Genomic DNA, 20,035 nt, shown 5'->3' on the forward strand with positions numbered 1-20,035 from the left:
CCATATAAAAAGACCAGCCCTTCGCTTGAGCTGGTCTGCCGCATGTATAAATTGGGCGCTGATTGCACAGTTTAACCTCATAAATGACACGCAGGAAAGGAGCATTTGTATGGGTTTAAACCGTCAACATCAGCTTCAATTAATCAAAGATATTTTAACCGATCACCAGCTGGATTGCTGCGGGACTGTTGCAGAATATGAACAGGTGGGACGCGTAATTCAATTAATGCTGGCAAAAGAAGATCTGGATCCCGACATTCGTCAGCTGTTAACAGATATTTATGATTACAGCCAAAAGGGCACCTCTGTCAGTTCAATTGATGCACATATCGAGGAGCATCAATCACATCTGTCTGAGTGGGTCGAAAACATTCCACTGTCTTAATGGATGTTTAACCTTTTTAAGAGTGCATTTAGCTCCGCTTGCACTTCTTTTTGGGCCTTTTCATTCCCTTTTCGTTTATGCCAAACGACAAACGATACGGTTTCAGCGAGCACGTACCACGCCATGCGCTTTCGCAAATTATCCGTCAGCGGGGCGCCGTACATAGAGAGCCAGCTTTCCCAGTTCTCTTCCTCAACATAATGGTATAAAAGCGGTCCAAGATCAATCGCTGGGTCTGCAATCATCGCCCCATCCCAATCGATCAAATAGAGCTGGTTTTCATCTGTCAGCAGCCAATTATTATGATTGAGATCACAATGACAGACGACCTTGTCCTCAAAATGGACAGCCTCCACATGCTTCTCTAAATACTGAATGGCAAGCGTGATGTCTTGTGAAACAATTTGCTCGTTTAAAATGGACTGTTTTAGATGCATCAGAATGGATTCTGGATCTAGAGAGTGCTTCTCTAATCGTTTCAGCATATCGAGCAATTCTTTTGATGTATGAATTTTTCTTAGCTGCTCTGCTACAGGACGATCATTCATGTCCTTTGGCTTCAGCTCTCTACCGCTCAGCCAGTGCTGTGCAGTAATTACATCTCCATTTTCCATCCGTTTTGTCCAGACAAGCTTCGGCACAATGCCTTCAGCTGACAAAACCGCAAGAAACGGTGACGTATTGCGTTTTAAAAATAGCTTTTGGTCATTGTGTGTTGCGAAGTACGCATCTCCCGTAGCGCCTCCAGCCGGAGAGATGTGCCATTCGCTACCTAATATTTGTCCCAACCAGTTCATATCAATTTTCAACCCATCATTTCTTAAAATATTTTAAATCTTGCTTTTTTAGTCGACAAAATTCAGCCGATTGAGGATCAATTGGCTGTTTCTTTTTTTTATTTATATGATCATAAAAACAAAAAGGACAGCTATTGAGAATGAGATGCTAAACAATAGCCGTCCTATAGATTTTATCGTTACCTTCTTATACTCGTCAAGCAAAACTAAAAAATCAGGACAAGAACCTTACGAAAAAGAAGCCTTTTTTCATGGTTCTTTGACTGCGGACATAACGCAAGTTATTTAAGCACGTAATTTTAAGGATCGTTCACTTGCCTTCACAAAGACAGGCGTTGCACCGATCACTTCTCCATCTGCGTGAAATAAGATTTTTTCATCTGCTTCTAAGTACGCTTCCTCATGCTGAAACAGGGTAACCCCCTTCATCCCAAGGTGCTTTCGAAACACCATTGCACTTAGAAACAAGAGGACTTTGAATGGATTCAAATCTGTGACAACCATCGTTTGAAAACCTGGCTGCCTTGCACTCACTTCCGGTGCTGCTTCCAGCCCTCCCCCGTAATACGGGTGATTGCATACGATCACAAACCACACTTGTCGAAAGACTTTCTTCTCATTTTCAATAAATAACGCAAGATCAAATGGCTTAAACGACCATAGAGAATGGAGAAATGACAGCGGGTAGATGATAAAGCCAAGCCCCAGCCGTTTCAGCCACTTTTTTCCTCTAAAATGCACCGTTTTCCTCAGCACATGTGCATCAAACCCCACACCGATATGATTGAGAAAAAGAACAGATTGCGGACTTTCGGCATGATCTTGAAAGGAGCCGAGAGAAAATGTTTTGGTGAGCATTCTTTTTTGCTTTCTCACTTCTTTTAGGACATCATGACGATGGATACCGAGACCCTTCGCAGCATCATTCCAATGACCAGCAGGGACAAAACTAAGCTGCACATGATCGATTTCCTTTAAGCCATTCAGCACTTCATGAATCGTTCCGTCACCGCCAATAACAATCAATCGCTTCAGCCTGTCATCCTGCATGGCACTGATTTGTCTTGCCAAAACTTCGGCATGGCCTTCATGCTGGGTGAGGAACGATCGATAAGAGACCTCCACCTTTTGTAATTCTTTCTCTATGCTCCTCCATGTGCGGAGTCCTTTTCCATGTCCTGCTTCTGGATTAACGATAAAGTACCATTCATTCATATATTAGCTCCACTCGGGTCTCATTTTTCGTGACCTTCCATCATGCCTTTAATCGAGCCATTCCTGCCTTCTTTTGCTGTCTGTTTCACCATAAGCAAGCAACACCTTTGTCGCCTTAAATTGCTGATGCTTTGTCGGCGCCGTATTTTTCCGCTGCTTTTCAAACCACTCTTCTGCCTTCTTCTTATCGATAACCTCCATCCCATATGGAACTTCAGGTAAATCAATATAAGAGGTTCGGCTGATGAGAATTTTTTTCACAGGAAGGTCTACACCACTTTGCTGTAAGATCTTTGACACAACGGTGCCAGAACGCAGAAGGCTTGCACAAGGATTTAAGACGGACTGAACAGCTTTCCCAGTCGCCCGTTTTTCCCAAAAACGTTCCTTCGTTCCGATATAGACGCTGTCTGGCTCGGCCTCTAAGAAGGATAAACAGATTACTTCGAGCGGCGTTATGAGTATTGGACATAATTCCATCTCAGCTTTTTGAATGAGCAGCACCGGCTTGTACATCACAAAATAAGAATCTGGAAGCTGCCTCGCCAGCATTCGCAGCTTTTCATCATATCGAATATGATGGGAGACGGTTGAAATATGTGAAATCGTTGAGCTCGCCCATTTTAATTGCACTTCAAAGAGATGATCCTTAAAAAAGTGAATCAGCTTCGTTTCATCGGTAGGGACGTTTCTGAAAACCCCTTGCTCTATATCTGTCGGCTCGTTAAAAAGACTTAGGTCCCGTTCCTTTTTCATATCGGCTTCTTTTTGCTTTCTCTTTAAGGAGAATTTCTTTCTCTTTTCTTCCTCCTGTTCAGGCGCTTGTTGAGGAATTTGGTCAAATGGTTGCTGCGCCTCCTCTTTTGAAGCCTTTTTCAACTCGTCCCATCTTTGTTTTTTCAACCGATTGAATTGATTGATGTAGTGATGCGGGTCTTGTTCATATCGTGATATATAATCTTGAATTTTGATAATTTGCGCCATCTGCTGCTCACTCCAACTTCTAGAATCATTTATGTAATGTAAATTGTTTGATTGCGTGATAACGAGGGGTTTCCTTCGGACGTATTTCAAATAAAGTGATACGCGAAACCTCCATCACATATGGCTCTTTGCGTAAAGGCGCTTGTTCTTCATAAGGGTCATCCGCATTCCATTTGCGTGCAATCGTCATATGCGGATGAAACGGTCTCTTTTCAACAGGGTGTCCTGCTGACAAGACAGCCTCCTTTACCTTTTCTCTTAAATGCATGAGCGGCTCACTTTCATGAGGCTTTGCAAAAAAGACTCTCGGGCGTTCCTTCACACCAAACTGCCCTACCTCATTCAGCTCTAGTGGAAATGCAGATGCTTCATTTGAAAGGAGGTCAAGCAGCTGGATGATCTTTTTTAAACGCTCTTCTGGAATGGCGCCTAAAAAGACAAGGGTTACATGATAATCATGTGGTGCTGTCCATTTTTGATAGAACAGTCCGCTCCTTTGATCAATGTCTTGTTTGATTTGATGCGCAAGTTGTTCAGGGATGTGAATCCCTATAAAATAATGACGGTTTTCTGACACAATATCACCTGTCCTTTTTTAACAAACTTTACGAATCCCCATTGATGATAGTATAACTAAAGAAATGCGGAATGAGAAGAAAGGGTGTCATCTGATGAAAGTTGCACAAAATATAGCTGAGCTGATTGGCGATACACCGCTTGTCAAATTACAGCGGCTCCAGCCAGAAAATGCGGCGGCTGTTTACTTAAAGCTGGAATCATTTAATCCTAGCGGAAGTGTCAAAGACCGCGCGGCTTACAATATGATCGTTGAGGCAGAAAAACAAGGGAAACTCACAAAAGGAGCAACCATTATTGAACCTACGAGCGGGAATACAGGGATTGGTTTAGCCATGAATGCTGCCGCAAGAGGCTACAAAGCTATCCTTGTCATGCCTGATACGATGACAAAGGAAAGAATCAATATTTTGAAGGCATACGGGGCGCAGGTCGTCTTAACCCCAGGAGAAGAAAAAATGCCAGGCTGCATCCGCAAGGCGGAAGAACTGGCTGCTCAAATTCCTCACAGCTTTATTCCGATGCAATTTGACAATAGAGCAAACCCAGATGCACATAGAGGAACAACAGCGGTCGAAATCATGGAAGCTGTGAAACAACTTGGACAGCCCCTTGGCGCCTTTGTCGCAACAGCTGGAACTGGCGGTACTATTACAGGAACTGGAGAGGAATTAAAAAAGGCATTCCCTCATTTAACCATCCGTGTAGCAGAACCTGAGGGATCTCCAGTCTTATCTGGCGGGGAACCTGGCAAACATAAGCTCGTTGGCACAAGCCCAGGATTTATCCCCCACATCTTAAACGAGGATGTCTATGATGAGATCGTGCAAGTAAGCGACGAAGATGCGTACCACATCACACGGGAGCTTGCTATGCTTGAAGGAATTTTAGTAGGCCCATCCTCTGGGGCGGCTTGCTATGCAGCCATTGAAACAGCGAAGCAATTGCCGGCAGATCAAATCGTGATCTGTATGACAGCAGATACGGGTGAACGATACTTATCAAGTGATGTTTTTCAAGATTAAAAAAGGAACAGGGCGATGAATCCCTGTTCCTTTTTCTTCTTTCACGGTTAAGATGCTTAGATAGATTTCACCTCAGCCTGCTCCCCTGTGACGAGTAAAGCCTGTTCATCAGTAAGCGGACATAAATCAAGTGTCTCCTGATACTTCTCTATGATTTGCTCCGCAGCCTCGCCTAAATAGGCATTGTGCATATGCGGTACTGGATAGCGGCTTATTTCATTGAAACCTTGAAATGATGAAAGCTCCGGCGCCTTCTCCTGCTCATCCATCATGGAGATATATTCAATGCTCGGCGCCATAATGATACTCCCCGCAGACTCTCCGATGTACAGCTTGCCTTTGTTGATTTCTTCTTTCAACACGTCATCGAGACGCTGCTTTCTTAACTCCTGCAATAAATAAAAAGTGTTGCCTCCTGAAACATAGATCACATCATTTTGTTTGATCATCTGTGTGATCTCTTCTACGGACTGTTCATCTATCTGCACAGTCTCAAGCTGCATGCCTAATTTCTGAAAGGCTTCCTTCGCTGCATCCACATAGTGCGTGACTTCTTCTACAGCACTTGCCGTTGGAAAGAAAGTCACGCGCTTTCCTTTTAATGATTCACCTGCAAAGTCAGACAAGAGAGAATAGCTGTCTTTGAATGAAGAACTTAAGAACATTTTTTTCACTATGAATCCCCTCTTCTCTTTTCCAATTTCTATTTTGCTAATTCATACATAGCTTGTGCATAAAGAGCTGCTGCTCTTAGTAAGTCATCAATTTCAATATATTCATCCCTTTGATGGGCGCAGTCTGGTCTGCCAGGAAATAGAGGTCCGAAGGCAACGCCAGCTTCTAAAGATCTCGCATACGTTCCTCCCCCAATGGCAATAAGGGTTGCAGGATCTCCCGTTTGCTCCTCATATACCCGCTGCAAGGTTTTCACAAGCGGATGATCTTTTGAGACGTGATGCGGAGGGCTGTCTTCGAATTTTAGAAGGGACGCCCCTTTGATGCTTTCAATTCCTTTTTTGACGTCCTTGCCGTCTGCAGTTACTGGATAGCGGACATTTAACCCTAGCTTTGCTTCCTCATTCTGTTTATAGCGGATTGTTCCAACATTCAATGTCAAATCTCCACTAATATCATCTTCGCAAGCAATCCCCAGCTTTTTCCCTCTTGTATCCTGATCAAATAAAGCGTTGATTTGGGAAGTAAAGGAAAGTCCCTGCTCATCAAATTCATGTCCGCATAAGAAATTCGCCATATGAATGCCCGCATTTGTCCCATGCGCCGGCTCCATGGCATGAACGGATACCCCTTTTAATGTAAAATGCAGTCCATCCGCTGTGCTTTTTACCTCACCAGATAATTGATGATCAGCAAGATAGGCTTCGAAGGCCGTTTTTAATGATTCAGCATCGTGTTCCTGTGCAGCAGTCACAGTAGCAGCTGCCTCATCTGGCACCATATTGAGCCTCATACCCGATGTAAATTGCTTAAGCGTATAGCGCTTTTGATTCGATGGTTGTTGATATGTAAATGACAGGATGGCATCAATAATCCCTTTTTCCGCATGAATAATCGGAAAATCGGCGTCTGGTGCAAATCCAATTTGCGGCATTTCCTCATGCTTGAAATAATGGTCCACACAGCGCCAATCGCTTTCTTCATCTGTTCCAATAATCATTCTGATTTTTTTCGACAGCTGCAGACCAGAATCTTTTAAGATCTTCAGCGCATAGAACGATGCCATGGTTGGGCCTTTGTCATCAATAGCCCCGCGTGCAAAGATTTTATTTTCTCTGATGTCCGCTGAAAATGGCGGGGTTGTCCAGCCGTCGCCAGCAGGCACCACGTCCACATGGCACAGCACACCTACGATGTCTTCGCCTTCCCCGTATTCAATATGACCTGCATAGCCGTCGACATTCTTGACTGTGAAGCCTTCGTCTTCCCCTTTTTTCAGCATATACTTGAGGGCATCATCAACTTTTTCACCAAATGGCTTTCCTTCTTTGCCGCCTTCTTCATCAAGGACACTTTCAATTTGTAAGAAAGATTGTGTGTCCTTGATCAAGTCATCTTTTTTTCGTATTACTTCAGCTTCCCAATTCATTTTTTCCATTCCTCCTTGAAAAAAGGTTGCAATCCACCCTTAAAACGAATATTATATTAATTGTTTTGTAATAATGTTCGTAAATGGAGGATTTTATGTTTCAGTTAAAAGAAAATCAAACCAACATAAAGAAAGAAATCATCGCTGGTATGACGACATTCTTTACCATGGTCTATATTGTTGCCGTCAACCCAGGAATTCTTTCAAAAGCAGGTATTCCTTTTGACCAAGTCTTTACTGCAACAATCATCGCTGCTGTCGTCGGTACGCTCTGGATGGCACTATTTGCAAATTATCCGATTGCCATTGCACCAGGCATGGGGCTGAATGTTTATTTCACCTTTACCGTTGTCGGCGGTGGCGGCATCAGCTATCAAACAGCGTTTAGTGCGGTATTTGTTGCTGGTATACTCTTTATTATTTTATCGTTAACATCCCTTAGAAAACAACTCATTCAAGCCATTCCAGATAATTTAAAGTACGGTATTACAGCAGGAATCGGCCTTTTCATTGCGTTCATCGGCCTCCGTCAGTCTGGAATCATTGCTGCTGATCCAGAAAACCTTGTGAAGCTTGGCAATTTAAGCTCGCCTGTTGTCGTTTTAACGCTTGTCGGCTTAATGATTTCGGTTATATTAATGGTTCTGCAAATAAATGGAGCACTGTTTATCGGCATGTTAGCGACTACATTGATTGCGCTCGCAACAGGCCAGCTTCATTTCCCTAAAATGCTGATGGACGTCCCTGCACTGCCTGAAGGCATGCTGATTACCAATCCAATCGCTGCCTTTGGTGATGTGTTCTCTCATCATTTATATGCTGTCGTCTTCTCCTTCTTACTGGTGACGATTTTTGATACAACAGGCACTATGATCGGCGTTGCCGAACAAGCCGGATTAATGAAAAACGGCCAGCTGCCAAAAGTGCGCAGAGCCCTGCTCGCTGACTCTGCTGCAACGACGGTTGGTTCTATGTTTGGTACAAGCCCAACCACTGCTTATATTGAGTCATCATCAGGCGTTGCTGCTGGCGGAAGAACTGGGCTGACTTCTTTAACGGTCGCTGCACTGTTTATTGTGGCATTATTTTTTGGCCCGCTCGTTCAAGCGATTTCGTCTTTACCATCCATCACATCACCTGTTTTAATCATTGTTGGCTGCTTGATGATGAACTCGGTGTCACGCATTCGCTGGAACGAACTAGACGAGGCATTCCCTGCTTTTCTTGTCATTCTTTCGATGCCGCTGACTTCTAGTATCTCTACAGGAATTTCACTTGGATTTATTTCATATCCGCTTGTGAAATTGGCGAAAGGGAAATGGAGAGAAGTACATGTGCTTGTTCTCATCTTTGCGGTGTTATTTTTCATTCAGCTCTTTTTCTTAGAAGGATAACAGAAACAGAAAAGGCACATCCTTACATGGAATGTGCCTTTTTTGGCCTTCACTGAATTTTTTATTTTGTAAATTTTCTGAGTTTATTTTTCGAACGTTTGAACGTGGCAGCTTCTATCGTATCCCTTATCATTATTGGGTTGTAACCGGATTCAAATCATGATATATACCATATTTCATTTCATGAAGACAAGTTTAAAAACACGTAAAGTTGACTTTTTGGTGGAACTAGATGCATAATAACGTGTATAATAGAATAAAACATTAAGAAACACGAACATTTACCATTGTTGCATGTCCTTATTTCGCAGTTTTAGTGTAGTAAGTTGTGGTTAGTCAAGTCCATCCGATCTTATTGATAGGGAGTGGTTTTTTGAAACCTTCAACAAACCGTATGATGACTCGAATTAAATCAGTTTATATGTTCATTCAAGAGAAAGGTCTTGTGACGACACAAGAGCTGGTTGATGAATTCGGGATCACACCTAGAACCATTCAAAGAGACTTAAACGTGCTTGCCTATAACGATCTTGTTCATAGTCCAAGCAGAGGCAAATGGGAAACAACGAGAAAAAAAGTAAAAATATCATCTTAAGCGTATAATGAATTGTCCATATAACAAAAAGAACCGGCGATATGCCGGTTCTTTTCTTTTGCAGATTGTTGACAAAGAGCTAAAATGATTTTTATTTTAGCTCTTTGTCTTCTTTTCAGCGTGATAGAAAACCTTTGAAGTCTAGGAAGGACGAGTACTGGAGCGGAGCGAATTTAACATTCGTGAGCACCAGCGCGCAGGACTGACAAAGAATGCGAGGGTTTGTCTACACGCTGAAGAACCGGCGATATGCCGTTTCTTTTCTTTTGTTCTTATGTTATTCACGATTCATTAAGCTGTCTAATTCTTCATCCGTCAATTCACGGTACTCTCCAGGTGCTAGATCTTCATCTAATGAGACAGCCCCCATTGTGAGCCTTTTTAAAAAGATCACTTCATTTCCCACCGCTTGGGCCATCAGCTTCACTTGATGGTACTTCCCTTCAGTAATCGTCAATCGGATGCGTGTATCTTCCTCTTCATTCGCATCGACTTCGACCTTCGCCGGCTTCGTGTGATAATCATCTAAGATAACAACACCCTCTTCAAGACGCTTAATGTCTTGATCACCTAAAGGATATTTCAAATGAACTTCATACGTTTTTGGCACATGCTTTTTTGGAGAAAGTAATTGATGAGCAAGCTGTCCATCATTTGTGAGGAGAAGGAGACCGACCGTATCCTTATCCAGTCTCCCCACAGGAAATGGCTCCCTTGCGATATCCTCCGGCTCGAGTAAATCCACAACCGTTTCATCCCGCAGATCTTCAGTTGCTGAAATCACCCCGTCCGGTTTGTTCATCATTAAGTAAATGAATTCTTTATATTCTACACGATCTCCGTGTACGAGCACTTCATCATTTGATGGATCAACATGATCTTTCACCTGCTTCGCCACTTCTCCATTCACTGTGACCGCCCGGGCCTTGACAAGCTTTTTCACATCTTTTCTTGAACCAAAGCCGCTGTTAGCAAGTAATTTATCAAGCCTCATGAATATCTACCTCTTCTTAACTCTTTTTTCTTAAAAATTTCGGCATACGGCTGCCAAGTACACGCTCTAGTAATCCCACCTTATAAGATAAGAACATATACACACCGCCGCCAGTGATCATGGAAATCAAAATGACGATACCCGCTTGTACAATTCCGCCTTCATAAGAAATCACTTGGTTCACAAGCTGACTTGTCATAAATGCCACCACACCCATGATCGCTGTTAAAATGCCAATCAGAATAAAACGTTTGAAAATTCTGCGGAACGAATAGCCGGCATGTCGTTTAATCATGATAAACATATACAAGATAGACGCACTGTAGCCTAATGCTGTTGCCAGTACAGAACCATTTCCTTGCAGCCAGCTGATCAGCGGGATGTTTAGAACCGTTTTAATAATGATCCCTAACAAAAGACTAACGATAGCAAATTTTTGTTTGTTAATCCCTTGCAGAATCGCTGCATTAATGGTGAATAAAGAAAACAATAATGCAACAGGTGCATACCAGAACAAAATGGAGATCCCAATCTCAGGGTGAACCGATGGATAGAAGAACCAATAAACCGGTCCAGCCAATGCCGAGATACCAAATGATGCAGGCAGCACGAAAAATAGAACGCCTTGCATCGTTTGGTCAATTTGTCGGTTTAATAATTTATAATTTCGTGATGTAAAAGATTCTGTGATAGTTGGAATTAATGTTAAACCAAATGCCGTCGCTAATGATACTGGAATCATTACAAGCTTAGGTAAATATAAAGTAACTATAGAAAGTACTGCAGTACTTATATCTTTAAAACCAGCATTAATCATTGCTTTATTAATAGTATTAGTATCAATGTAAGAATATAGAGGAATAGCTAATCCAACAAAAACATATGGAGCAGCATAACTAAATAGCTCAATAAATATTTTTTTATATCCAAGGCCTAAATTTGGCCCAGAATTAGGCTGCATCGCAAGTAATTTATCTTTCCGCTTGATCCAATATACATATAACGTGAATAAACCTCCAAAAGAACCAATCAGAGCAGCAAAAGTAGCATATCCTACTGCGATGACAAGCCCCCCGTTAAGCACCTTTAAAATGACATAAGTTGCCGTCAACAAGAAGATAATTCGGACTATCTGTTCAACAACTTGTGAAACTGCTGTTGGACCCATCATTTGATGCCCTTGGAAAAACCCACGTATAAGACCCATAATCGGGACAACTAAGAGAGCCAAACTCACCATTCTAATTACATATGTCACTTGGTCAACCGTTAGTCCACCAGTTTCGGTTGATCCACCGAGCTGTATCTCAGCAAAAATTGGGGCTGATAAATATAAAATACTAAAAGCAATGATACCTGAAACAAGCATGACAGACATGCCGGCTCTAAACATTTTTCGTGTTGTCTCAAAGTCACCAATCGCATTATATTTTGAAACAAATTTAGACACTGCTGCTGGAAAACCCAGAGTAGCAATGCTAATGAAAATCGTAAACTGATTGTATCCATATTGAAATAGCGCACCACCAGTTGCTCCAACCATTGCGCTAAATGGAATTAAATAAATCATACCAAGAATACGAGAGAGATACGTCCCTATCGTTAAAACCAACGTACCACGAAGCAATTTATTAGACATGCGCTTAACCACCATTTTTCTAATGAATATTCAACTTAACTATTTTACCACATCAATTCAACACACAGGTAACAAATCCAATACTGAAGTCACAAAACCAATCAATTCATATTTCAGCCTTCCCTAATCTTCGTTATAATAGAAAAATGACTGAAAGTAGAAAGAGGAATGTAACATGAAACATTATGATGTCATTGTCATTGGCGGCGGACCTTCTGGACTGATGGCCGCGATTGCATCAGCAGAGCATGGCGCTACTGTTCTGTTAATTGACAAAGGAAACAAACTTGGCAGAAAGCTGGCCATTTCTGGCGGCGGACGGTGTAACGTCACTAATCGCCTTCCAGTAGAAGAAATCATCAAGCATATTCCCGGAAACGGCCGTTTTCTATATAGTGCATTTTCTGAGTTCAACAACGAGGATATTATTTCGTTTTTTGAAAACCTTGGCATTGAACTAAAAGAAGAAGACCATGGACGTATGTTCCCTGTATCAAACAAAGCACAATCTGTTGTGGATGCCCTTCTAGACAGGCTCCGCGCCCTCAATGTCACCATTCGAACGAACGAAAAGATTAAAACGGTTCTGTATCAAGACGGACAAGCAGCTGGAATTGTTACAAATAATGATGAAAAAATTTCAAGTAAGGCTGTCGTCATTGCTGTCGGCGGAAAAAGTGTGCCGCATACCGGCTCTACTGGTGACGGCTATGCATGGGCAGAAGCAGCCGGTCATACCATTACAGAGCTTTTCCCAACAGAGGTACCGGTCACATCAGATGAACGATTTATTAAAGAAAAAGTGCTTCAAGGTCTTTCTTTAAGAAGTGTGGCTGTCAGTGTTTTAAATAAAAAAGGGAAACCCGTCGTCACACATGTCATGGATATGATCTTTACTCACTTTGGTTTATCGGGTCCAGCTGTTCTTAGATGCAGCGGATTTGTTGTGAAAGAATTGAAAAAGCAGCCGGCAGTCCGCCTGCAAATTGACTTATATCCGAAGCTGAATGACGAGGAGCTGTTCCAAAAGCTTCATCGTGACCTAAAAGATGAACCGAAGAAAGCCATTAAAAATGTCCTCAAGTCTTGGATGCAAGAACGCTATTTATTGTTTCTATTAGAACGGAACGGTATTGATCCACAAGACACATTCTCTGGTCTAGCCAAGGATAAACTGCGTGCATTTGCCCATGATTGCAAACATTTTATTGTGCATGCAAATGGTACCCTATCCTTGGACAAAGCGTTCGTGACAGGAGGCGGCGTTTCTGTGAAGGAAATTGAACCGAAGAAAATGGCGTCTAAAAAAATGCCCGGTCTTTATTTCTGCGGAGAAATTCTAGACATCCATGGCTATACAGGCGGCTACAATATCACGTCAGCACTTGTGACAGGCAGGCTTGCCGGCATGAATGCTGCACTAGAAGCAAAGGAGAGAGTTCAATGATCAGACGTGCACTACCGATTGTTCTTGCGGTCGTTATTAGTTTGACAGCCGCTGTTTTCTTGAAGCTGTCGATTTCCCCGTTAAAAATCGCTATTGTTTTGGTGTTTACCATTTTCGCTGTATGTTTAAAAGAATATGTCTACCGTCTTCGCAAACGAATTGAGGAAAAATCGTCTTCCCATATCGATAGTTGATAAATGGAAGCAAAACATGTTACGGTAAAGTAGAGGTCGAGTGAGAAGCTCGCCTCTTTTTGTTTGAAATAAGTTGAGTTAGGGGATATTAAGCTAAGTCCTCTGCTTAAACGTGTAGAACAACAGGAGAGTGAGATGGTGTGAAAAACGTATCAAGTGTATTTTGGATTGTGATTGCGATCACATTTGTTGCCGTGATGTGGGGAGCGTTTTCTCCAGACACATTGCAAAATGTCACAGATCAAATTCAAACATACATTACAAATGACTTTGGCTGGTATTACTTGTTAGTGGTATCACTGCTTGTCGGCTTTTGTCTATTCTTTATCTTTAGCCCAATCGGTAAGATTACGCTAGGAAAACCGGGGGAAGAGCCTGAATTTGGTCTATTTTCTTGGTTTGCTATGCTATTTAGTGCCGGTATGGGAATTGGTCTTGTTTTTTACGGAGCAGCTGAACCGATCAGCCACTATGCTATTCAGTCACCAACAGGGGAGACTGAAACTGCACAGGCCTTCCGCGATTCCCTTCGCTATACATTTTTCCACTGGGGGCTTCATGCATGGGCTATTTATGCCATTGTTGCACTTTGCATTGCTTACTTTAAATTTAGAAAAGATGCACCTGGCTTAATCAGTGCAACGCTGCAGCCTGTTTTAGGAAATAAAACGAATGGATGGATCGGAAAAACCATCGATTGTATTGCGGTATTTGCAACTGTAGTTGGTGTTGCGACAAGCCTAGGATTAGGTGCAGCACAAATAAACGGTGGGTTGAATTATCTTTTTCATATTCCAATTGCCTTTAGCACACAATTGATCATTATTATCATTGTGACGGTGCTTTTCCTTGCATCTGCTTTGAGCGGAATTGGAAAAGGCATTAAATACTTAAGTAATATCAACATGGTATTAGCAGCTGTTCTGATGTTTTTCTTACTTTTGGTAGGTCCAACTGTTTTTATCTTAAATTCATTTACTGACTCGATTGGACAATACTTATCCAATATCGTTCAAATGAGCTTCCGTCTATCTCCTAATGATCCTGAAAAGAGAGAATGGATTAATGGATGGACGATCTTTTATTGGGCATGGTGGATTTCTTGGGCACCATTTGTCGGGATCTTTATCGCTAGAGTGTCACGTGGGCGAACGATTCGCGAATTTTTAGTGGGTGTCTTAGTCGCTCCTTCTATCCTAGTATTCCTATGGTTCTCGATTTTCGGTGTATCTGCAATGGACTTACAGCAAAAGAATATTGTCGATGTTGCAGGTCTATCAACTGAAACGATGCTCTTCGGTGTGCTTAATGAATATCCGCTGGCGATGATTACATCGATACTAGCACTCATATTAATCGCCGTATTCTTTATTACATCGGCTGATTCAGCTACATTTGTGCTTGGAATGCAGACAACCTACGGATCATTGAATCCTTCTGGCAGTGTCAAAGTCAGCTGGGGTATTATCCAATCTGCTGTTGCTGCTGTGCTTTTATTTTCAGGGGGACTCGAAGCCTTGCAAAATACAGCCAAGCTCGCAGCCTTGCCGTTCTCCGTTGTCATCATATTGATGATTGTCTCGCTGTATAAATCACTAAATGATGAACGAAGAATCATCAAACAAGCCAATCAAGTCAATAAACCAAGAAGTCCAAGAGTAAAAAAAGCATAATCGCAAGCAAGAAAAAAGCCGTTCCTCATCCGAACGGCTTTTTTCTATATACACAATTTAAGATTGTCTGGAGCTTGAGGATTCCTTTAAAATAGTATTGAATTATCACTTTCTACATAATGGAGGTTTATATGACGTTACCTACGTTCAAGTACAACCCAGACCCAGTTTTGTTAAACGTGATTAAAAAAGAGCATACGACATGTCCTGTTTGTGAGAAAGAAAGAGATTATGTGTACCATGGCCCTTTTTATGCTGTTGAAGATGTGGAGGGAATTTGTCCTTGGTGCATTAAAGATGGATCAGCGGCTAAAAAATACAATGGAACCTTTCAAGACGATGCGAGCTGTGATGACGTCGATCAAGAGGAATATATCGATGAGCTGATCTTCAGAACGCCAGGCTATCGCGGATGGCAGCAGGAATATTGGTTAAGTCATTGCGGAGATTTTTGCGCAATCGTCCAGTATGTCGGCTGGAAAGAGATTGAACATCTAGAGGAAGAACTCGCCGAGGATATCGAAGACATTTGCAGCGGCGAAGGATTAACGAAAGAGAACCTAAAGCAATGGCTCGTCAACGGAGGAGACTTACAGGGCTACCTCTTCCAATGTGTTCACTGCAACAAGCACCGTTTATATATTGACGCCAGCTAACCAAAGAAAAAGGACCCTTCAAGCAGGTCCTTTTTTTGAAACCGTCTATTTTTTATATAAAATGAGTGCAGAAAAACAGTAGAGCTGTTCCCCTCCCTGCTCACAGATCACCGCTACATTGTACTTGATGTCAATGATTTGGTCGTCATCCATTCCTTTTAAAAAATGATTGATTTCACTCTGCAAATCTTTCTCATGCTCTTCATCAAATACAGCTACCTTTAGCACCTATGCCACTCTCCCTTCTCTCGCTACTCTATCTTTATGCACATAGAGAGAGGCATATGAACAAAAAAACCTTTCATCCTATCGATGAAAGGCCTTCTGTTTACAGCTTCGGTTTTGTTTCTCCTGTCCAAGCAAGCATCCCACCAACAACATTGGTCGCTTGGTAGCCTTGATCTTCTAGGTAATAGCAGACATTTTCACTACGTTTACCAGAGCGGCAAATAATATAATATTCCTGCGTTTGATCGAATGCATCCAGCTTCTCAGGGATATCTCCCATTCGAATGTGGATCGCTTCCGGGATCATCCCTTCTGCTACCTCTTCATCCTCACGTACATCGACAAGCTGAATGGCGTCTTCCTGCTCAAGCTTTTGTTTTAATTCTTCTATTGAAATTTCTTTCACTGACACGAGTCTCATCTCTCCTTTTCATCACGGTGACACCATTATAGCAGATGGTTCACTTCACTGCGTATTCACCCGCTTCGATTGAAGGAAAGACGGCAGCAGCTTCTTCACTTCGGCTGTCTCGTGCTCACTTTCAAACTCTACCTTTTTAAAGACTTGATAGGCCAGCCACATATGACCGTAGGCAAGTATGCTCACACTAAAAAATGGCACGATTCCCGGTAAATAAGCAAACAGAACAAACAGCACAGCCGAGAAAACAAGCATAGAGAGTGTATATTGCAAATATGACACACCCAGCAGAAGAGAGAATTTCAGATAGAGACGTTTTTTCCAATCATAATGAGCAAGCAGCGGAAAAATATAAAATAAGCTCACAATAAACAGAAAACCAAAAATATATATAGCAAAGCGAAGCACATGTAGGGACCAGCTCGTCGGATAAATATAAGCAAGGTCGACATAAATAATCGTTCCAATGATGAACAGCACCACTCCAATCATGTTAGAGCGGACAAACTCCTCCCGGTATACCTTCCAAAAAGTGCGGAATACATTGACCTGCTCATGCCCTTGAATCCACTTTCTCATCACGGAAAATAACGCAGTGGTCGCAGGCATCAAGCCAAAGATCCCAAGCCCTAGGATAGTGAACAAAAGCCATAACAAATTCGTATAGGCGAGTCTCATCACCCACTCACACATCCTCAGCATTCTGCTCATTGAACCATCATGATCCATCTCTTTCCCCTCCTCTCTTTCTCTTTACACCTTCTCTTTATGAAACAATTCATCAATTTCAATTGGGCGTTTTTCTGCGGCAGATCGCCACATGCCTTCCCCAAGAGCAATCGAATAAGCACCAGCCTCTGCACCTGCTAAAATGTCGTAGTGAATCAATGGATCTTTTCCTATAAATAAATCAGCCAAAAGCAGAGGATCTCCTCCTCCATGTCCACCTGGCTGCTTGACGACTTCAATTGTCTCCTTTGATCCAAACATCGGGTAATAAGAAATTGTTTGTTCTGGGAATTGAAAAGGAATTCTTGATGGCACATGAAACTCATTCGTTTCAATACGCCCCTTCGTCCCATTAATAGCCAGACGATAGCCTTCATATGGGGCGGAGAATTGAATCGAATAGCTGAGCAGAGCCCCTTGATCATAAGCGACTGACGCCACATATGTATCCTCAATATCAATTTCCTGATCAAAAATGCACGCATCCGGGCGATAATTTGAGTACTGCTGCGTTTGCTCCTGACCGGATTCAATATGGTCGTCCTCCACCTTTGAGCGCTCAACCCGCGGATTCCACCTTGCTTCATAATGACAAATATCCTTCACATGACATGTTCCGCAAAATCTATTTTCCTCCCCGTGCAAGGGATTCCAGGGGCTTTCGCTGCCGTAATAGTTCAGCGCCCCGTAGGCAAATACTTGCTTCGGCTTTTGATCAATCCACCAGTTGACCAGATCAAAATGATGCGTCGACTTATGAATAGACAGTCCGCCAGAAAATTGACGTGTACGGTTCCACCTTTTGAAATAACTAGCACCATGATACGTATCAATCAGCCAGCTCAGTTCAACGGATGTGACCCTTCCAATTTTCCCGTCTAGAATCAGTTCTTTTATCTTTCGATGGAAGGGATTGTAGCGATAATTAAAGGTGACCGTGACCTTTCCTTTACTTTCCGCCTCTTTTTCCATCACTTTTTTGGCGTCTTTTGCTGTTGTCACCATCGGCTTTTCGGTGATGACATCTAGATCATGGTCAAGTGCCTGCATGATATACGTGACATGTGTATCATCCCTGCCTGCCACAATGACGATATCTGGTTTTGCTTTCTTGACCATCTGATCAAATGCATCTTCATGAAAAAACGAAACGCCTCGGAGTGATGGAAAACGCTCCTGACAAAGTGTATACCGCTGATGATCTATATCTAGGAGCCCTGTAATCTTATACTGCTCAATGAAATCCTCTGTAAGCGGTCGAATAAACATATTGAACGCACGATGACTCAGCCCGCAAATCACGACCCGTTTCACATTCCTCACCCCATTTTCTATTGGTTTTCACGAAGCTGTTTCATGAGAGACAGCGCCTCTTTCGTCTTGTCAGCATACACGGGAATAAAAGCGACCATATCTCGATGTAATTGAAAGGTATAACCGTTGAGTTTTTTCTTTCCTTTATTGATTTGTACCGCATAATCGACCGTTTTCCCTGTCTTTTTGTCCTCGACCGTATATGGTCCTGCTGCTTGATCGCCTATTTCCATCTCTTCCAGCAGCTGAAAGCTTTCAGGATCATCATATGTTCTAAACATTTCTTCTGGGACAAGCATCACGTCCCCCTCTTTTGAGGTAATTTCAACAAGAAGCTTTTCAGGAACCGCCGGAAAGATGTGGACGCTATAAGTCTCTTGTTCCGGCTGAAAAGCCTTCTCCACTAATTGATCCTTCATTCCCTTTGACATATCAGAAAAAATCAGGACATTGATACCGTTTGTTTTCCCCTGACAGGCAGATAAACAAAAGGCAGCGATGAAACTGATAAGCCATACGACGGCACTTTTTTGCCTTCTCATGCCTTTTGAAAAACAGACAGCTTTTCTAGTTCAGTTAACGCCATAATAAAAGCGCCTGCCCCGTGCAAGTCATTTGTGCTCCGCTCTCTTCCAACGTAATAATCATAAAATCCCGCAGATGTTCCAATACAGATATCGTTGATGGTAAAATCACCATTTTCTTTCTCAGCCGTCTTATGCTGAATCAAGCCTTGATATGCTTTGACCACATGATCAACATAATGGAGACCTACATACCCTTCATTCATCGCCTTTGCCATGGCGTACATGAATAAACACGATCCCGAGCTTTCAAGCCAATTGTCACTGTGATCTCCTTTATCAATGATTTGATGCCAGAGACCTGTCGTTTGATCCTGGTACTTTGCCACACTTTCCAGCATGTCTGTCAGTGTTTCCTTCCACACTTTCCGCCTTTCATGTTGCTCGGGCAGGTCTTCGATCATATCTGCTAATGCAAGGACATACCAGCCAAACGATCTTGCCCAAAACTCTGGGGAACAGCCGGTCTTTTGATCAGCCCATGGCATCGTTTTTCGTTCATCCCACGCGTGATAATATAGACCTGTTTGTTCATCTTTCGTATGCTTTCTCATGAGATGCTCTTGATGGATGACCATTTCCACAAGTGACTCTTCACCTTTAAGCTGAGCATACTTTAAGGCAAAAGGACCGCCCATGTAGAGACCATCGAGCCACATTTGATAAGCATAATTATCTTTATGCCAAAATCCGCCCTCAGACGTGCGGTTTAGCGTACGATAAAGTCCGCGCAGCTTCTCCGCAGCGAGCACATACCGCTTCTCTCTCGTTCGTTCGTAAAGAGGGAATAAAATAAGTCCTGCTTGTATGGCATCAAGCTCATCCCTGCGAAATAACAGATTACCGTACTCATCAATAAGTGAGTCTGCATAGTTTTTCACATAATCGAAATACGCCTCGTTCCCTGTTGCCTCATATAGCTTCATGACGCCGCAAAGGAAAACCCCTTGATGATAATGCCATCTTCCAGCTGGCGGCAGCTCAATCGGTGTATACGCTTTCATAATGGTTTGTGCTAATTTCTCTGCATGCTCAAGCGGTGATCCCTTTTCAATCGATAAAGTCATTCTTCCTCATCTCC

The 20,035-nt window shown here is 42.5% G+C and carries 22 protein-coding genes; 8 read left to right on the top strand and 14 right to left on the bottom strand.

Annotated features, from left to right (window positions below; all coding sequences use genetic code 11):
* The first annotated feature begins 109 nt into the window (after nucleotides 1-109).
* The gene (locus NST59_RS13680) at nucleotides 110-385 is read left to right on the top strand and encodes a YtzH-like family protein (RefSeq protein WP_025092409.1); all 276 of its coding nucleotides are present in this window, start codon (nucleotides 110-112) and stop codon (nucleotides 383-385) included.
* Here the strand turns inward: NST59_RS13680 and NST59_RS13685 are convergent.
* The 4 genes from NST59_RS13685 to thpR form a co-directional block, all read right to left on the bottom strand.
* Nucleotides 382-1,182 (bottom strand): phosphotransferase family protein, encoded by an 801-nt coding sequence (locus NST59_RS13685; protein ID WP_039183266.1) that lies wholly within the window; start codon nucleotides 1,180-1,182, stop codon nucleotides 382-384. The genes NST59_RS13680 and NST59_RS13685 overlap by 4 nt on opposite strands.
* Before the next feature lie 285 nt (nucleotides 1,183-1,467).
* The gene (locus tag NST59_RS13690) at nucleotides 1,468-2,397 is read right to left on the bottom strand and encodes a YegS/Rv2252/BmrU family lipid kinase (RefSeq protein ID WP_039180720.1); all 930 of its coding nucleotides are present in this window, start codon (nucleotides 2,395-2,397) and stop codon (nucleotides 1,468-1,470) included.
* 48 nt (nucleotides 2,398-2,445) lie between these two features.
* Nucleotides 2,446-3,381 (bottom strand): hypothetical protein, encoded by a 936-nt coding sequence (locus NST59_RS13695; RefSeq protein WP_126681460.1) that lies wholly within the window; start codon nucleotides 3,379-3,381, stop codon nucleotides 2,446-2,448.
* Nucleotides 3,382-3,406: 25 nt separating this feature from the next.
* Nucleotides 3,407-3,958 (bottom strand): RNA 2',3'-cyclic phosphodiesterase, encoded by a 552-nt coding sequence (gene thpR, locus NST59_RS13700; RefSeq protein ID WP_341040757.1) that lies wholly within the window; start codon nucleotides 3,956-3,958, stop codon nucleotides 3,407-3,409.
* Nucleotides 3,959-4,052: 94 nt separating this feature from the next.
* Here thpR and cysK point away from each other — a divergent pair, with 94 nt between their 5' ends.
* Nucleotides 4,053-4,982 (top strand): cysteine synthase A, encoded by a 930-nt coding sequence (gene cysK, locus NST59_RS13705; RefSeq protein WP_144516138.1) that lies wholly within the window; start codon nucleotides 4,053-4,055, stop codon nucleotides 4,980-4,982.
* A 56-nt stretch (nucleotides 4,983-5,038) separates the two neighbouring features.
* On the opposite strand, the gene NST59_RS13710 is transcribed toward cysK, so the two are convergent.
* Both NST59_RS13710 and pepV read right to left on the bottom strand, forming a co-directional pair.
* Nucleotides 5,039-5,656, bottom strand: coding sequence for a Type 1 glutamine amidotransferase-like domain-containing protein (locus NST59_RS13710; RefSeq protein WP_341040758.1), 618 nt, complete (start codon nucleotides 5,654-5,656; stop codon nucleotides 5,039-5,041).
* A gap of 29 nt (nucleotides 5,657-5,685) precedes the next feature.
* Nucleotides 5,686-7,086 carry a dipeptidase PepV gene (gene pepV, locus NST59_RS13715; protein ID WP_341040759.1) on the bottom strand — a complete coding sequence of 467 codons (1,401 nt, stop codon included), beginning with the start codon at nucleotides 7,084-7,086 and terminating at the stop codon, nucleotides 5,686-5,688.
* Nucleotides 7,087-7,181: 95 nt separating this feature from the next.
* On the opposite strand from pepV, the gene NST59_RS13720 reads away from it, so the two are divergent.
* Both NST59_RS13720 and NST59_RS13725 read left to right on the top strand, forming a co-directional pair.
* Nucleotides 7,182-8,480: an NCS2 family permease gene (locus NST59_RS13720; protein ID WP_039180738.1), complete on the top strand. Its 1,299-nt coding sequence runs from the start codon at nucleotides 7,182-7,184 to the stop codon at nucleotides 8,478-8,480.
* 373 nt (nucleotides 8,481-8,853) lie between these two features.
* The gene (locus NST59_RS13725; RefSeq protein ID WP_008356419.1) at nucleotides 8,854-9,075 is read left to right on the top strand and encodes a DeoR family transcriptional regulator; all 222 of its coding nucleotides are present in this window, start codon (nucleotides 8,854-8,856) and stop codon (nucleotides 9,073-9,075) included.
* A gap of 277 nt (nucleotides 9,076-9,352) precedes the next feature.
* Here the strand turns inward: NST59_RS13725 and NST59_RS13730 are convergent, their stop codons facing one another.
* A complete protein-coding gene (locus tag NST59_RS13730) occupies nucleotides 9,353-10,069 on the bottom strand; it encodes a pseudouridine synthase (protein WP_341040761.1) in 717 nt (238 codons plus the stop codon).
* A 16-nt stretch (nucleotides 10,070-10,085) separates the two neighbouring features.
* Complete coding sequence (locus NST59_RS13735) at nucleotides 10,086-11,708, bottom strand: putative polysaccharide biosynthesis protein (RefSeq protein ID WP_039180744.1); 1,623 nt, start codon at nucleotides 11,706-11,708, stop codon at nucleotides 10,086-10,088.
* A 175-nt stretch (nucleotides 11,709-11,883) separates the two neighbouring features.
* Between NST59_RS13735 and NST59_RS13740 the strand changes: the two genes are divergently transcribed.
* The 4 genes from NST59_RS13740 to NST59_RS13755 all read left to right on the top strand — a co-directional run bounded on the left by NST59_RS13740 (nucleotide 11,884) and on the right by NST59_RS13755 (nucleotide 15,678).
* On the top strand, nucleotides 11,884-13,155 hold the full coding sequence (locus NST59_RS13740; RefSeq protein ID WP_058838208.1) for an NAD(P)/FAD-dependent oxidoreductase: 1,272 nt from the start codon (nucleotides 11,884-11,886) through the stop codon (nucleotides 13,153-13,155).
* Nucleotides 13,152-13,349 carry a hypothetical protein gene (locus NST59_RS13745; RefSeq protein WP_099663549.1) on the top strand — a complete coding sequence of 66 codons (198 nt, stop codon included), beginning with the start codon at nucleotides 13,152-13,154 and terminating at the stop codon, nucleotides 13,347-13,349. The genes NST59_RS13740 and NST59_RS13745 overlap by 4 nt, the downstream gene beginning before the upstream one ends.
* A 140-nt stretch (nucleotides 13,350-13,489) precedes the next feature.
* Complete coding sequence (gene opuD, locus NST59_RS13750) at nucleotides 13,490-15,022, top strand: glycine betaine transporter OpuD (protein ID WP_039180749.1); 1,533 nt, start codon at nucleotides 13,490-13,492, stop codon at nucleotides 15,020-15,022.
* A 131-nt stretch (nucleotides 15,023-15,153) separates the two neighbouring features.
* Nucleotides 15,154-15,678, top strand: a complete 525-nt coding sequence (locus NST59_RS13755; RefSeq protein ID WP_039180751.1) for a CbrC family protein — start codon at nucleotides 15,154-15,156, stop codon at nucleotides 15,676-15,678.
* A gap of 45 nt (nucleotides 15,679-15,723) precedes the next feature.
* Here the strand turns inward: NST59_RS13755 and NST59_RS13760 are convergent, their stop codons facing one another.
* The 6 genes from NST59_RS13760 to NST59_RS13785 all read right to left on the bottom strand — a co-directional run bounded on the left by NST59_RS13760 (nucleotide 15,724) and on the right by NST59_RS13785 (nucleotide 20,021).
* The gene (locus NST59_RS13760) at nucleotides 15,724-15,906 is read right to left on the bottom strand and encodes a sporulation protein Cse60 (RefSeq protein WP_024424881.1); all 183 of its coding nucleotides are present in this window, start codon (nucleotides 15,904-15,906) and stop codon (nucleotides 15,724-15,726) included.
* Between the two features lie 100 nt (nucleotides 15,907-16,006).
* The gene (locus tag NST59_RS13765; RefSeq protein WP_024424882.1) at nucleotides 16,007-16,318 is read right to left on the bottom strand and encodes a rhodanese-like domain-containing protein; all 312 of its coding nucleotides are present in this window, start codon (nucleotides 16,316-16,318) and stop codon (nucleotides 16,007-16,009) included.
* A 54-nt stretch (nucleotides 16,319-16,372) separates the two neighbouring features.
* Nucleotides 16,373-17,056 (bottom strand): YesL family protein, encoded by a 684-nt coding sequence (locus NST59_RS13770; protein WP_039180757.1) that lies wholly within the window; start codon nucleotides 17,054-17,056, stop codon nucleotides 16,373-16,375.
* 24 nt (nucleotides 17,057-17,080) lie between these two features.
* Nucleotides 17,081-18,370 (bottom strand): Gfo/Idh/MocA family protein, encoded by a 1,290-nt coding sequence (locus tag NST59_RS13775; protein ID WP_341040763.1) that lies wholly within the window; start codon nucleotides 18,368-18,370, stop codon nucleotides 17,081-17,083.
* 17 nt (nucleotides 18,371-18,387) lie between these two features.
* The gene (locus NST59_RS13780; protein ID WP_064497799.1) at nucleotides 18,388-18,912 is read right to left on the bottom strand and encodes a hypothetical protein; all 525 of its coding nucleotides are present in this window, start codon (nucleotides 18,910-18,912) and stop codon (nucleotides 18,388-18,390) included.
* Nucleotides 18,909-20,021 carry a glycoside hydrolase family 88/105 protein gene (locus tag NST59_RS13785; RefSeq protein ID WP_144490421.1) on the bottom strand — a complete coding sequence of 371 codons (1,113 nt, stop codon included), beginning with the start codon at nucleotides 20,019-20,021 and terminating at the stop codon, nucleotides 18,909-18,911. The genes NST59_RS13780 and NST59_RS13785 overlap by 4 nt, the downstream gene beginning before the upstream one ends.
* Nucleotides 20,022-20,035 lie beyond the last annotated feature (14 nt).

Source organism: Bacillus sp. FSL R5-0439 (assembly GCF_038008805.1).
GTDB lineage: Bacteria > Bacillota > Bacilli > Bacillales > Bacillaceae > Bacillus > Bacillus safensis.

What these genes read in the sequence shown, in the direction of transcription:
- NST59_RS13680 (WP_025092409.1), top strand. Translation starts at nt 110, where the DNA reads ATGGGTTTAAACCGTCAACATCAGCTTCAATTAATCAAAGATATTTTA.
- NST59_RS13780 (WP_064497799.1), bottom strand. Translation starts at nt 18,912, where the DNA reads ATGAGAAGGCAAAAAAGTGCCGTCGTATGGCTTATCAGTTTCATCGCT.
- NST59_RS13695 (WP_126681460.1), bottom strand. Translation starts at nt 3,381, where the DNA reads ATGGCGCAAATTATCAAAATTCAAGATTATATATCACGATATGAACAA.
- NST59_RS13735 (WP_039180744.1), bottom strand. Translation starts at nt 11,708, where the DNA reads ATGTCTAATAAATTGCTTCGTGGTACGTTGGTTTTAACGATAGGGACG.
- NST59_RS13770 (WP_039180757.1), bottom strand. Translation starts at nt 17,056, where the DNA reads ATGGATCATGATGGTTCAATGAGCAGAATGCTGAGGATGTGTGAGTGG.
- NST59_RS13690 (WP_039180720.1), bottom strand. Translation starts at nt 2,397, where the DNA reads ATGAATGAATGGTACTTTATCGTTAATCCAGAAGCAGGACATGGAAAA.
- NST59_RS13730 (WP_341040761.1), bottom strand. Translation starts at nt 10,069, where the DNA reads ATGAGGCTTGATAAATTACTTGCTAACAGCGGCTTTGGTTCAAGAAAA.
- NST59_RS13740 (WP_058838208.1), top strand. Translation starts at nt 11,884, where the DNA reads ATGAAACATTATGATGTCATTGTCATTGGCGGCGGACCTTCTGGACTG.
- NST59_RS13720 (WP_039180738.1), top strand. Translation starts at nt 7,182, where the DNA reads ATGTTTCAGTTAAAAGAAAATCAAACCAACATAAAGAAAGAAATCATC.
- NST59_RS13755 (WP_039180751.1), top strand. Translation starts at nt 15,154, where the DNA reads ATGACGTTACCTACGTTCAAGTACAACCCAGACCCAGTTTTGTTAAAC.
- NST59_RS13745 (WP_099663549.1), top strand. Translation starts at nt 13,152, where the DNA reads ATGATCAGACGTGCACTACCGATTGTTCTTGCGGTCGTTATTAGTTTG.
- cysK (WP_144516138.1), top strand. Translation starts at nt 4,053, where the DNA reads ATGAAAGTTGCACAAAATATAGCTGAGCTGATTGGCGATACACCGCTT.
- NST59_RS13685 (WP_039183266.1), bottom strand. Translation starts at nt 1,182, where the DNA reads ATGAACTGGTTGGGACAAATATTAGGTAGCGAATGGCACATCTCTCCG.
- NST59_RS13785 (WP_144490421.1), bottom strand. Translation starts at nt 20,021, where the DNA reads ATGACTTTATCGATTGAAAAGGGATCACCGCTTGAGCATGCAGAGAAA.
- pepV (WP_341040759.1), bottom strand. Translation starts at nt 7,086, where the DNA reads ATGAATTGGGAAGCTGAAGTAATACGAAAAAAAGATGACTTGATCAAG.